Annotated in this window: 13 protein-coding genes and 1 pseudogene; 9 read left to right on the forward strand and 5 right to left on the reverse strand. The window is 71.3% G+C overall.

The genetic code is table 11. The features are described from left to right. Nucleotides 1–11: 11 nt before the first annotated feature. Both FHX44_RS17285 and FHX44_RS17290 read left to right on the forward strand, forming a co-directional pair. Complete coding sequence (locus FHX44_RS17285) at nucleotides 12–596, forward strand: peroxidase-related enzyme (RefSeq protein WP_147256732.1); 585 nt, start codon at nucleotides 12–14, stop codon at nucleotides 594–596. Nucleotides 597–667: 71 nt separating this feature from the next. Then, the gene (locus FHX44_RS17290) at nucleotides 668–1,756 is read left to right on the forward strand and encodes a glycosyltransferase (protein WP_170308939.1); all 1,089 of its coding nucleotides are present in this window, start codon (nucleotides 668–670) and stop codon (nucleotides 1,754–1,756) included. Between the two features lie 30 nt (nucleotides 1,757–1,786). Here the strand turns inward: FHX44_RS17290 and FHX44_RS17295 are convergent, their stop codons facing one another. Both FHX44_RS17295 and FHX44_RS17300 read right to left on the reverse strand, forming a co-directional pair. Beyond that, nucleotides 1,787–2,542: an SDR family NAD(P)-dependent oxidoreductase gene (locus FHX44_RS17295; RefSeq protein ID WP_147256734.1), complete on the reverse strand. Its 756-nt coding sequence runs from the start codon at nucleotides 2,540–2,542 to the stop codon at nucleotides 1,787–1,789. Beyond that, nucleotides 2,542–3,396 (reverse strand): fumarylacetoacetate hydrolase family protein, encoded by an 855-nt coding sequence (locus FHX44_RS17300; RefSeq protein WP_147256735.1) that lies wholly within the window; start codon nucleotides 3,394–3,396, stop codon nucleotides 2,542–2,544. The genes FHX44_RS17295 and FHX44_RS17300 overlap by 1 nt, the downstream gene beginning before the upstream one ends. Before the next feature lie 264 nt (nucleotides 3,397–3,660). Here FHX44_RS17300 and FHX44_RS17305 point away from each other — a divergent pair, with 264 nt between their 5' ends. From FHX44_RS17305 to FHX44_RS17335, 7 genes are all read left to right on the forward strand, one after another. Beyond that, the gene (locus FHX44_RS17305; RefSeq protein ID WP_147256736.1) at nucleotides 3,661–4,941 is read left to right on the forward strand and encodes an L-fuconate dehydratase; all 1,281 of its coding nucleotides are present in this window, start codon (nucleotides 3,661–3,663) and stop codon (nucleotides 4,939–4,941) included. After that, nucleotides 4,934–5,896, forward strand: coding sequence for an aldo/keto reductase (locus FHX44_RS17310; RefSeq protein WP_246170448.1), 963 nt, complete (start codon nucleotides 4,934–4,936; stop codon nucleotides 5,894–5,896). The genes FHX44_RS17305 and FHX44_RS17310 overlap by 8 nt, the downstream gene beginning before the upstream one ends. Beyond that, nucleotides 5,893–6,750 (forward strand): amidohydrolase family protein, encoded by an 858-nt coding sequence (locus tag FHX44_RS17315; RefSeq protein ID WP_147256737.1) that lies wholly within the window; start codon nucleotides 5,893–5,895, stop codon nucleotides 6,748–6,750. The genes FHX44_RS17310 and FHX44_RS17315 overlap by 4 nt, the downstream gene beginning before the upstream one ends. 142 nt (nucleotides 6,751–6,892) lie before the next feature. Next, entirely contained in the window at nucleotides 6,893–7,294 is a 402-nt protein-coding gene (locus FHX44_RS17320) for an RbsD/FucU family protein (RefSeq protein ID WP_147256738.1), read from the forward strand. Beyond that, on the forward strand, nucleotides 7,291–8,838 hold the full coding sequence (locus FHX44_RS17325; protein WP_246170449.1) for a sugar ABC transporter ATP-binding protein: 1,548 nt from the start codon (nucleotides 7,291–7,293) through the stop codon (nucleotides 8,836–8,838). Before FHX44_RS17320 ends, FHX44_RS17325 begins: the two co-directional genes overlap by 4 nt. Beyond that, nucleotides 8,835–9,845: an ABC transporter permease gene (locus FHX44_RS17330; RefSeq protein WP_147256739.1), complete on the forward strand. Its 1,011-nt coding sequence runs from the start codon at nucleotides 8,835–8,837 to the stop codon at nucleotides 9,843–9,845. The genes FHX44_RS17325 and FHX44_RS17330 overlap by 4 nt, the downstream gene beginning before the upstream one ends. A 46-nt stretch (nucleotides 9,846–9,891) precedes the next feature. Beyond that, the gene (locus tag FHX44_RS17335) at nucleotides 9,892–10,857 is read left to right on the forward strand and encodes an ABC transporter substrate-binding protein (protein ID WP_147256740.1); all 966 of its coding nucleotides are present in this window, start codon (nucleotides 9,892–9,894) and stop codon (nucleotides 10,855–10,857) included. Between the two features lie 76 nt (nucleotides 10,858–10,933). Here the strand turns inward: FHX44_RS17335 and FHX44_RS17340 are convergent, their stop codons facing one another. The 3 genes and pseudogenes from FHX44_RS17340 to FHX44_RS43870 all read right to left on the reverse strand — a co-directional run. Further along, the gene (locus FHX44_RS17340; RefSeq protein ID WP_147256741.1) at nucleotides 10,934–11,608 is read right to left on the reverse strand and encodes a FadR/GntR family transcriptional regulator; all 675 of its coding nucleotides are present in this window, start codon (nucleotides 11,606–11,608) and stop codon (nucleotides 10,934–10,936) included. 25 nt (nucleotides 11,609–11,633) lie between these two features. Beyond that, complete coding sequence (locus FHX44_RS17345; RefSeq protein ID WP_281287899.1) at nucleotides 11,634–12,146, reverse strand: SDR family NAD(P)-dependent oxidoreductase; 513 nt, start codon at nucleotides 12,144–12,146, stop codon at nucleotides 11,634–11,636. 58 nt (nucleotides 12,147–12,204) lie between these two features. Then, nucleotides 12,205–12,306: pseudogene (locus FHX44_RS43870) on the reverse strand (hypothetical protein); the annotation flags it as partial. Between the last annotated feature and the right edge of the window lie 212 nt (nucleotides 12,307–12,518).

The following is a 12,518-nucleotide window of genomic DNA, read 5'->3' on the forward strand; positions in this document are numbered from 1 at the left end:
AGCTTCGGGGTATGACAGAAGCGGTCCCCGTGAGCCGGTTCGGCCACGTCGAGCTGGAGGACATGCCCGACGACCTGCGCGCGCGGGTCGGCGTCATCGCCGAGAAGTCGGGCTTCGTGCCGAATGTGTTCCGCGCGCTCGCGCGCAGGCCGGCGGAGCTGCGGGCATTCCTGGACTACCACGACGCGTTGATGGACTCCGACGACGGGTTGAGCCGCGCCGAGCGGGAGCTGGTGGTCGTCGCGACGTCGGGTGCGAACCACTGCACCTACTGCATCGTGGCCCACGGGGCGATCCTGCGTGTCCGCACGAAGGACCCGGAGATCGCCGACCGGGTGGCGAGCAACCCGTGGGGCGTCGAGCTGAGCAGGCGTGAACGGGCGATCGTCGATCTCGCGCTGCTGGTCGCCACCGACTCCGCCGCCCTCACCGAGGCCGAGCTGGACGACGCGCGGGCGGCCGGGCTGACCGACGAGGAGATCTGGGACGTCGGTGCCATCACGGCGCTGTTCGCGATGTCCAACCGGCTCGCACACCTCACGGCGCTGCGCCCGAACCCGGAGTTCTACCTGATGGGAAGGCTGCCCCGGACCTGATATGCCCCGCGCGCATGCGCACGCAACCGCACGTACACGTGGTTGTGACGGAGGACGGAGACGATCAGATGATGGCGAACCTGTTCGGGAAACGGGCGGCGATCGTCTCCTACCGCCTGGGTACGGCCGACGGCGTGTCGGTCACGGCGGCCCAATGGGCCGGTGCACTGCAACTGCTCGGCATGCGGGTGCGTACGGTCGCAGGGGACGGTGATCCGGACGTGACGGTGCCCGGCCTCGCTCTCGACGCGGCGAACCCGCCGTCGCGGCACGAGCTGGCCGCTGCGCTGGACGACGCCGACGTCGTGATCGCCGACAACATCTGTTCGTTGCCGATGAACATCGCGGCGGGCGAGGCGGTGGCCGAGTACCTGCGCGGACGGACTGCGGTGCTGCGCCACCACGACCTGCCGTGGGAACGCGAGCGCTACGCCGGCATCACCACGTGGCCGCCGGACGACCCGGGGTGGCGGCACGTCACCGTCAACGAGCTCGCCCGGGCCGAGCTCGCGGCCCGCCGCGGGATCGCGGCCACCACGATCTACCACGGCTTCTCCGAGGAGCGCCGCCCGGAGGCACGGGACCCGGTCCGCGCCGCCCTCGGTGTCGGTGCCGAGCTGCTGATCCTGCAGCCGACGCGGGCGATCCCCCGCAAGAACGTCGACGTCGGCCTCGCGATCGCCGAGACGCTCGGCGCCACCTTCTGGCTCACCGGTCCCGCGGAGGACGGCTACGCGGGCGAGCTGGAGCGCCTGCTGGAGCGCGCCCGGGTGCCGGTTCGCCGCAGGCTGCCCGACGGGGTGGACATGGCGGCCGCCTACGCCGCGTGCGATGCGGTCGTGCTGCCGTCGTCGTGGGAGGGGTTCGGGCTCCCCATGATCGAGGCGGCCCTGCACCGCAGGCCCATCGTCGTGGCCGACTTCCCCGTCGCGGCGGAACTACGGGCGTTCGGCTTCCGCTGGTTCCCCGTCGACGACCCGGCGCGGCTGGCGGCGTGGTTGGCCGAGCCCGACCCCGCCCTGCTCGACCACAACGAGAAGATCGCCGAGGAGCACTTCAGCACCGACGCGCTCGCCCGCCGGCTCGCCCGGCTGCTGACCGGGGCGTCCGGGCTCCACCCCGCGGAGATCGTGGGCGGAGGCCTGAACGCCACGGCCTGAGCACGGGCGGAGGAGGGGTGCGGGAGCCGGCTACGACCTCGGCCTGAGGCGCAGCTCCTGCATCCCGCCGTCCACGGCGAGCACGATGCCGGTGGTCGAGGTCGAGCGCGGGCTCGCCAGGTAGGCCACCGCGCCGGCCACCTCCTCGGCCGACACGAGCCGCCCGTGCGGCTGGCGTGCCTCCAGAGCAGCCCGCTCCGCAGCCGGGTCGTCGGCGCGCTCCAGCAGCCGCCCGATCCAGGGGGTGTCGGCGGTGCCCGGCGCGACGGCGCAGACCCGGATGCCCTCGGCGAGGTGGTCGGCGGCCATCGCCCTGGTGAGGGCGTGCACGGCACCCTTGCTCGCGCTGTAGACGGCCCGCTGCGGGATGCCCGCGGTGGCGGCGATCGAGCCGGTGTTGACGATCGCGGCGGACGGGGACCTCCGCAACGCGGGCAGCGCCGCCCGGGCGGTGCGGACCATCCCCAGCAGGTTGACGTTCAGCACTTGGAGCCACTCGTCGTCGGAGTTGTCCGCGACGGTGCCCTGCGCCCCGATGCCGGCGTTGTTCACCAGCACGTCGAGGCGGTCCCACTCCTGCAGCACGCGATCCACGGCGGCCCGCACCGAGGCGTCGTCGCTGACGTCGGCCTGCACGGCGAGCGCGCCTTCCGGCGGGTTGCTCACGTCCCGGTCCAGCACGGCGACGCGGGCGCCGTCGGCCATCAGCCGCTGCGCGATCGCCGCGCCGATCCCCGACGCCCCGCCCGTGACGGCCGCGACCAGCCCGTCGAACTCCCCCGCCATCAGCGACCCTCCACGAACGTGTGGCGCTGGCGGCCGAGGCCCTCGATCTCGATCTCCACCACGTCGCCCGCCTTCAGGAACGGGAACCGCCCGGAGAGGGCGACGCCCTGCGGGGTGCCGGTGATCACCAGGTCGCCCGGCTCGAGCGTCATGTACTGCGACAGGTGCCAGACGATGAACTCGACGTCGAAGATCATGTCCTTCGTGGTGGAGTCCTGGCGCGGGTCGCCGTTCACCCAGCTGCGCAGGCGCAGGTTGCCGTGATCCACCTCGTCGGGCGTCACGAGCCACGGCCCCGTCGGGCAGAACCCGGGTGCGCACTTGCCCTTGCTCCACTGACCGCCCGAGACCTCGATCTGGGCGTAGCGCTCCGACAGGTCGTCGGCCACCACGAAGCCGGCCACGTGGGCGAGGCTCTGCTCGGGCGAATCGAGGTAGGCGGCGGTGCTTCCGATCACGACGCCGAGCTCGACCTCCCAGTCGACCTTGGCGTTCTCGCTGCGCGGCATGGCGACGTCGTCGTTCGGGCCGCCCACCGTGTTCGGCGTCTTGAAGAAGACCACCGGGTGCTCCGGCGGCGCCGCGCCGGACTCGGCGGCGTGCGCCGCGTAGTTCATCCCGATGCAGATCACCGCTCCGGGACGGGCGACGGGCGAGCCGACGCGCAGGTCCGCCGCCCCCTCCAGCACCGGGAGCGAGCCCGCGTCCGCGGCCGCGCGCACTTCGGCCACTCCGTCGCGGGCGAGGAAGCCGGCGTCGATGTCGCGGGCGAGCCCGCGCAGGTCGTAGGTCGCGGTGTCGGTGACGAGTGCGGGGATCTCGGCTCCGGCAGGTCCGAGTCGAGCGAGCTTCATCGCGGCTCCAAGACGTCGAGGTAGCAAAAGATCTGATGTCCGCTAGGGAACCTACCTTCCGCCGCCGCTGTGATCGACCGATGCCGGCCGCAGACCGGTGGCGATCGGCCCGACGCGCAGTGCCGACCCCGGGTCCCGCGGGTACTCCCCGGTCGAGGGACAGGACGGCACCCCGGGCTGCTCAGCCGTGCCACGGAACTCGTTGCTTGACCGGTAGACATCCGATGTCTACGGTGAGCCCCGCATCGGCAGAAAGGACTGCGCGTGAGCCGCATCACCGCCCTGGAGACCGCGGACGTGCGGTTCCCGACCTCGCTCCAGCTCGACGGGTCGGACGCGATGAACCCCGACCCCGACTACTCCGCCGCGTACGTCCGGATCGTCACGGACGCAGGCGACTCCGGACACGGGTTCGTCTTCACCATCGGCCGGGGCAACGACGTGCAGGTCGCCGCGATCGAGGCCCTCTCCGGCCACCTCGTCGGCAAGGACGTCGAGCCGCTGCTCGGCGGGATGGGCGACACCTGGCGCGAGCTGGTGCACGACTCGCAGCTGCGCTGGCTGGGCCCGGAGAAGGGCGTCATGCACATGGCGATCGGCGCGGTCGTCAACGCGCTGTGGGACCTGCGGGCCAAGCGGGAGGGCCGCCCGCTGTGGCAGGTCCTGGCCGCGATGACGCCCGAGCAGCTGGTCGACCTCGTCGACTTCCGCTACCTCACCGATGCGCTCACCCCCGAGGAGGCGCTGCAGATCCTGCGCGCCGCCGAGCCGGGCCGCGCCGAGCGGCAGGAGCGGCTCCTGCGCGAGGGCTATCCCGCCTACACCACCACCCCCGGCTGGCTCGGCTACGACGACGAGAAGCTGGCGCGGCTGTGCCGGGAGGCGGTCGACGAGGGGTTCGACCAGATCAAGCTCAAGGTCGGCGGTGACCTCGCCGACGACGTGCGCAGGCTGCGGATCGCCCGCGAGGCCGTCGGACCCGACATCCGGATCGCCGTGGACGCCAACCAACGCTGGGACGTCTCCGACGCCATCGCGTGGATCAAGGAGCTGGCGAGCTTCGACCTCGCATGGGTGGAGGAACCCACCAGCCCGGACGACGTGCTCGGGCACGCCGCCATCGCCCGGGGCATCGCGCCCATTCCGGTGGCCACCGGCGAGCACATGGCCAACCGGGTGATGGCCAAGCAGTTCCTCGCCCACGACGCGCTGCAGGTGCTCCAGATCGACGCCACGCGCGTGGCCGGCGTCAACGAGAACGTCGCGATGCTGCTGCTCGCGGCCAAGTTCGGGGTGCCGGTCTGCCCCCACGCAGGCGGTGTGGGGCTCTGCGAGGCGGTGCAGCACCTGGCGATGTTCGACTACGTCGCCGTGTCGGGGCGGCTCGACGGGCGCATGATCGAGTTCGTGGACCACCTCCACGAGCACTTCGTCACACCCGTCCAGGTGACCGGCGGCCGGTACCGGACGCCCACCGAGCCCGGCGCGGGCACCGAGATGCACGCCGCCTCCCTCGCCGGGTACACGGTGGTGCGCGATGCCTGACCGCATGCCCCCGCTCGGGAAGCTCGGCTTCGGCGGGGCCAACCTCGGCAACCTCTTCACGGAGATGTCCGACGAGCAGGCGCACGCCGTGCTGCAGGCGGCCTGGGACGCGGGCATCCGCTACTTCGACACGGCACCCCACTACGGGCTCGGGCTCGCCGAGCGCCGGCTCGGCGCGTTCCTCGCCACCAAGCCGCGCGACGAGTTCGTCGTCTCCACCAAGGTGGGCCGGCGGCTGGAGCCGAGCCCCGAAACATCAGATGAGTCGGACGAGGAAGGCGGGTTCGTGGTGCCCGCCGACGTCCGCCGGGTGTGGGACGCCTCGGCCGGTTGCGTGCGCCGCAGCCTGGACGAGTCCCTCGAGCGGCTCGGCCTCGACCGCGTCGACGTGCTGTTCCTGCACGATCCCGACGAGTACCCGGACATGGAGGCGTCGGTCGCGACCGCCGTGCCCGCCCTCGTCGCGCTGCGCGAGGAAGGTCTCGTGCGCGCGGTGGGGATCGGGTCCAAGTCGGTGGCGGCCCACCTGGCCGGCGTGCGCGCGGGCGATCTCGACCTGCTGATGGTCGCCGGCCGGTACACGCTGCTCGAGCAGCCCGCCGCGCCCGAGCTGATCCCGGAGTGCCGGGAGCGCGGGATCGGCATCGCGGTCGCGGGCGCCTTCAACTCCGGGTTGCTCGCGACCTCGACGCCGGGACCCGGTGCGCGCTACGAGTACGGCGACGCCCCGGCCGAGGTCGTCGAGAAGGCGCAGCGGCTCGCGATGGTGTGCGGGAAGTACGGGGTCGAGCTCCCGGCCGCAGCGCTGCAGTTCCCGCTGCGCGAGCCGGTGGTCCGCTCGGTCGTGCTGGGAGCCACCGAACCCGCGCACATCGAGCAGAACGTGGCCCGGATCGGCGAGCCGATCCCCGAGGAACTGTGGGAGCAGCTCGCGGTCGAGGGGTTCCTGCCGTGATAGACGTCCACCTGCACCTCTGGGACCTGCAGCGCAGCGCGTACCAGTGGATCACCCCCGAGCACGGCCCGCTGCACACCACGATCACCGCGGAGCGAGCACACGGCGAGCTGGCCGCGGTCGGCGTGGAGCGGGCGGTGCTCGTACAGGCCGATGACTCGGTCGCCGACACCGAGTTCATGCTCGAGGTCGCGGCCGAGCACGACTGGGTGGCCGGGGTCGTCGGCTGGGTGCAGCTGGACGACCCGGCCGTCGCCGCCGCCCAGCTCGACCGGTTCGCCGCCGACCCGGCGTTCCGCGGGGTTCGCCACCTGGTGCACGACGACCCTCGCGACGACTTCCTCGCGCTGCCGGCCGTGCGCACGTCGCTCGGGCTGCTCGCCGAGCGCGGCCTGCCCTACGACGTGCCGGACGCCTGGCCCCGTCACCTCACCGCCACCGCGGAGCTGGCCGGAGCGCTGCCCGAGCTCACGGTCGTGCTCGACCACCTCGGCAAGCCTCCGCACGGGAGGTGGGACTTCCCCGATTGGCGTGAGGCGTTCGCCGCGGTGGCCGCCCGGCCGAACACCGTGGCGAAGGTGTCGGGCCTGCAGGTGCGCGGCGAGCCGTTCACGGCCGCCGGTATCCGCCCGTCGTGGGAGGCGGCGCTGGAGCTGTTCGGCCCAGACCGGCTGATGTGGGGCAGCGACTGGCCGATGACGTTGCTCACGGCGGGCTACACCGGTACCTGGGAGGTCATGGCCGTGCTCCTCGGTGAGCTGACCGACGCGGAGCAGGGCAAGATCCTCGCGGGTACCGCCCAGCGGGTCTACGGGCTCGCCGCGGATCTGCCAGTTCGGAGTGGAGGCCGATGAACGCGAGCGGGCCGGCGCTGTCCTGCGGGGGAGGCGCGCAGGGAGCGAGGAACGAGCGACCGAGCACCGGAGGAGCAAGGCGGCGCCTCGAAGGCCCGCGAGCCGCCGGAGCGAAGCGAAGGCAATCAGACAAGGAGGAGCCGTGCTCTCCGGCATCCACCCGCTCCTGACCGGGCCGCTGCTCGCCCACCTCGACGCCATGGGCCATTCGGACGCCGTCGTGCTCGCCGACGCGCACTTCCCGGCCCACCGGCTGGGCTCTCGCGTGCTGGATCTGCCTGGCGTCGCGACACCGGATCTCATGGCGGCGATCCGCACCGTCGTCCCGCTGGACGACGCGCCCGCCGTCGACCTCATGGCCACGCCGGACGGCGAGCAGCTCCCCGTGCAGAAGGAGCTCATCACCGCCGCAGGCACGGGCGAGGTGCGCTTCCTCGACCGGTTCGCCTTCTACGACGCCGCCGCGCCCGCGTACCTGATCGTGCGCACCGGCGAGACCCGCGTGTACGGCAACGCGATCCTCCGGAAGGGGGTCGTGACGTGACCGAGACGTCCAAGACCGCGACGTCCACGACCGAGACGTTGCTGCTGCAGGCGAAGGGCGTCGGGAAGAGCTTCCCGGGCGTGCGGGCGCTGCAGGACATGCACATCGAGCTGCGCCGCGGCGAGGTGCTCGCGCTCGTCGGGGAGAACGGCGCGGGCAAGTCCACGCTCATGAAGCTGCTGTCGGGCATCTACACCGCGGACGAGGGCGAGTTCTTCCTCGAGGGGAAGCCGCTGCAGGTGAGCGGCCCGCGCGACGCGCTGGAGCAGGGCATCAGCATCATCCACCAGGAGTTCAACCTGATGCCCGACCTCACGGTCGCACAGAACATCTTCATCGGCCGTGAGCCGAAGGCCGGGCGCTTCTTCCTCGGCGAGCGGGCCCTGGAGGCGAAGACCGCCGAGCTGCTCGACCGGCTGCACATGCCGTTGAAGCCAGGGCAGCGGGTGGGCGACCTGACCGTCGCGAAGCAGCAGATGGTGGAGATCGCGAAGGCCCTGTCCTACGAGCCCCGCATCCTGATCATGGACGAGCCCACGGCAGCGCTGAACGACGCCGAGGTGCGGGTGCTGCACGACCTCATCCGGCGCTTCCGCCGCCCGGACACCGGCGTCATCTACATCTCGCACCGGATGGACGAGCTGAAGGTGATCAGCGACCGGATCACCGTGATCCGCGACGGCCGCTACATCGACACCCTCGATACGGCCACCACGACGATGCCCGAGGTCATCTCGCGGATGGTGGGCCGGGAGATCCTCGGTGGCCTCGGGCCCGAAGGCGTGCGGGACGACCGGCCCGTCGTGCTCTCGGTGCGCGGGCTCACCACCAAGGAGCTGCTGAAGGACGTCTCCTTCGACCTGCGCGAGGGCGAGATCCTCGGCTTCGCCGGGCTGATGGGCGCCGGGCGCACCGAGGTGGCCCGCGCGCTCGTCGGCGCCGACCCCGTGGAGTCGGGCACGGTCGAGCTGCGGGGGAAGCCGGTGCGGATCACCTCGCCGGCCGAGGCGGCCAGGCACCGCATCGGCTACCTGTCCGAGGACCGCAAGCACCTCGGGCTGCTGCTCGACCAGGACGTCAACGCCAACATCGGGCTCAGCTCGATCCGCGAGAGGTTCCAGTCCTGGGGGTTCGTCAAGGACAAGACGATGCGGGCCCGCTCGCGGGAGGTCGTCGACTCGCTGCGCATCCGGACCCCGTCGATCGAGCAGACCGCCAAGTTCCTCTCCGGTGGCAACCAGCAGAAGGTCGTCATCGCGAAGTGGCTGGTCAAGGACTGCGACGTCCTGATCTTCGACGAGCCGACCCGCGGGATCGACGTGGGCGCCAAGGAGGAGATCTACCGGTTGCTCAACGACCTCGCCGCCCAGGGCAAGTCGATCATCATGATCTCCTCCGAGCTGCCGGAGGTGCTGAGGATGTCGCACCGGGTCGTCGTGATGAGCGAGGGCCGGGTCACCGGGCAGCTCGATGCAGCCGAAGCCACCCAGGAGAGCGTCATGCACTTCGCCACCCTGCGTCCGGAGACGGAGGCCGTGAGTTGACAACCCCCACCGCGACCGAGGAGGAGCAGCGCAAGGAAGCGCCCGCAGGGGTGCGCCACTCGCTGCGGGCCGGGCTGCAGCAGTTCCTCGCATTCGCGAGCCTGCTCGTGATCTTCGTGTTCTTCTCGATCGTCAGCCCGAACTTCTTCAACTACGGCAACATCACCAACATCCTGTTCTCGACGGTCGTGATCGGCACGCTCGCGCTCGGCACCACCTTCGTGATCATCACGGGTGGTATCGACCTGTCGATCGGCACCGGCATGACGCTGTGCGCCGTGATGTCCGGGGTGCTGATCGTCAACGCGGGGGTCCCGCTTCCGCTCGGCGTGCTCGGCGCGATCCTCTTCGGCGGGCTCCTCGGGCTGGTCAACGGCCTGAACGTGGCCCTGCTCGGGCTGCCGCCGTTCATCGCGACGCTGGCGATGATGCTGGTGGCGCAGGGGCTGGCGCTGGTCGTCTCGAACAGCACGCCGATCTACTTCGACCAGACCCCGGCCTACATCGACATCTCGATCGGCAGCATCATCCCCGGCGCCAACTTCCCGAACGCCGTGATCATCCTGGCGCTGGCCGCGGTGATCGCCGGTGTGCTGCTCAACAAGACGGTGCTCGGGCGCTACACCTACTCCATCGGCAGCAACGAGGAGGCCACCGCGCTCTCCGGCATCGACGTGCGCCGGTGGAAGATCATCATCTACACGCTCGCCGGCCTGTTCACCGGTCTCGCGGGCGTGATGATCTCGGCCCGCCTCGGTTCGGCCCAGCCCGCCACCGGCATGGGCTACGAGCTCCAGGCGATCGCGGCCGTCGTGATCGGAGGCACCTCCCTCTCGGGGGGCAAGGGCTCGATTGTCGGTACGGTCATCGGTGCCCTGATCATCTCGGTGCTGAACAACGGGTTGCAGATCATGTCGATCCCGCAGGAATGGCAGAACGTCATCCTCGGCTGCGTGATCCTGCTCGCCGTGTACGCAGACCGGGCACGCAAGAGCACCACCGCCTGACCGCTAGATTTTCTTCACCACGCTCGACCAAGGGAGCTCGATCGACATGCGGATCCACCGGATCGGAGCGGCTTTCGCGGCGGCCGCCTTCGCCTTGACGGCCGCGGCGTGCGGCGGCTCGTCCGACGCGGGCGCGGGCGGCGAACAGCCGTACATCGCCATCGTCTCCAAGGGTTTCCAGCACCAGTTCTGGCAGGCCGTCAAGCAGGGCGCGGAGCAGGAAGCGGCCGTGCAGGGCGTGCGGATCAGCTTCGAGGGGCCGGCCAGCGAGTCCGAGGTCGAGGCCCAGGTGACGATGCTGACCAACGCGCTGGGCCGCCAGCCCGACGTGCTCGGCTTCGCCGCCCTCGACTCGCGTGCCGCGGCCCCGCTGCTGCAGCAGGCGCGGAGCAGCAACATCCCGGTGATCGCGTTCGACTCCGGGGTCGACAGCGACATCCCGCTCACCACCGCGGCAACCGACAACAAGGCCGCCGCGGCCGAGGCCGCGAAGCACATGGCCGAGGCGCTCGGCGGCACCGGCAAGGTCGGTCTGGTCGTGCACGACCAGACCAGCCGCACCGGGCAGGACCGCCGCGACGGCTTCCTTGAGTGGATGCGCACCAACGCACCGGGCATCCAGGTCCTCGACCCGCAGTACGGCGGCGGCGACCAGGCCAAGTCCGCCGACATCACCAAGGCGATCATCGCCGCCAACCCGGACCTGCGCGGCATCTACGCCGCCAACGAGGGCTCGGCGATCGGCGTCCTGCGCGGGGTCGCGGAGAGCGGCAAGACCGGGCTCACCGTCATCGGCTTCGACTCCGGCACCGGCCAGATCGAGGCGATCCGGAACGGGCAGATGCTCGGCGCGGTCACCCAGGACCCGATCGGCATGGGCAAGGCGCTCGTCGACGCGGCGGCCAAGGCCCACCGCGGCGAGCAGCTGCCGAAGGTGATCGACACCGGTTTCTACTGGTACGACAAGAGCAACATCGACAGCCCGCAGATCCAGCCGCTGCTCTACCAGTAGGCCGCCTGCCGGTTCAGGAAAGCCACATTCAGGAACCGCAAGGCCCTGAATGTGGCTTTCCTGTACTTGGGGGGCCTCAGCCCATCGCCTGGCGCAGCCACTCCGCGACGCCGTTGATGTGCACCGTCGCGTGCGCCGCCGCGAGCGTCGCGTCGCCCCGTGCCAGCGCCTCGACGATGGCGCGGTGCTCGGTCAGCGTGCGCTCCACCGCGCCCTCCTCCGAGAGCCCTCGCCAGATCCGCGCGCGCATGGTGCTGCTGGAGAGCGTCTCGAGCAGGCTCGTCAGGTAGGCGTTGCCGGCCAGCTCGGCGATGTAGCGGTGGAACACCTGGTCGTGGGCCACCAGGTCGTCCACCGACGTGGTGCCGTGCACCTGGGCGAGCAGGTCGTTCAGGTGCGCGATGTCGTCGGCGGTGGTCCGGGGGGCGGCGAGCGTGGCCGCGGCCGGTTCCAGGATCCGGCGCACCTCGAACAGCTCCAGCACCGACGAGTCCTGGTGGATGTCGACGACGAACGACATCGCGTCGAGCAGGATGTCGGGCGTCAGGCTGGTGACGTACGTGCCGTCACCGCGCCGCACGTCCAGCACGCGGATCACTTCCAGGGCCTTCACCGCCTCGCGCAGCGAGCTGCGGGAGAGCCCGAGCGCCTCGGACAGCTCCTTCTCCGGCGGCAGCCGGTCCCCCGGGCGCAGCTCGCCGGACCGGATCATCGCCTTGATCTTGAGGATCGCCTCGTCGGTGACGGCCACCTGTCGAGTCTGTCAGGACCTGGCCTCACCACGGGACGGTCCCGGCAACTGCGAACTCGTCATCGCCGAAGAACCGGCCGGTGGGCCCGTCCGGGCCGAGCAGCGCGAGCCGCACCGGCACCTCGGCGCCGCGCTCGGGCGTGCGGACCGTGAGGCCGTCGGTCGTGGCGCCTGCGGTGAAGCCGTTGAGGTCGGTGGCCACCAGACCGGGGTTCGCCGCGTTCACCAGGATCCCGTCCGGCCGGAGCACGTTCGCGTACATCACGGTGAGCGCGTTGAGCGCGGCCTTCGAGGAGTTGTAGGCGAGCAGGCTGCTCTGCGACACCGGGCTCGCCGGGTCGGTCATCAGCGTGAGCGAGCCCAGCGGGCTGGCCGTGTTGACGACCCGGGCAGCCGCCGAGCGGCGCAGCAGCGGGATCGCCGCGCGCGTAACCGTCACAACCCCGAACACGTTCACCTCGTACGCCCGGCGCAGCAGCTCCGCGTGCACGTCGGCCGGATCGACGCCCCATTCGGTCGCGACACCCGCGTTGATCAAAGAAATCGAGCCGGCCGGACTCCTGGCGGATCCGGTCCACCGCGGCGTGCACCGCGTCCTCACGGGTCACGTCGACGTGCACGAACCGCACGTCGCCCGCGAGTTCCCGGGCCGAGGTGCGGCCCTGTTCCTCGTCCCTCGCGCCCGCGTAGACGGTCATCCCCCCAGCAGCCAGCCGCCGGGCGATCTCCCGGCCGATCCCGTGCCGGAGTCGCTCGCGCGGCTCACCCCGCGGCCGGATGTCGCGTATCGCCCTGTGCCGGACGCCTCCCCGTACGTCGTGTCGATCGCGTGGAGGGCCGGGGAACGTGACCGCCGCGCCGCAGCGTTCGTCCGGGCCGCCGTCGAGGCGACGGCGGGCCCCGCCGCTGT

It is taken from the genome of Pseudonocardia hierapolitana (genome assembly GCF_007994075.1).
Lineage (GTDB): Bacteria > Actinomycetota > Actinomycetes > Mycobacteriales > Pseudonocardiaceae > Pseudonocardia > Pseudonocardia hierapolitana.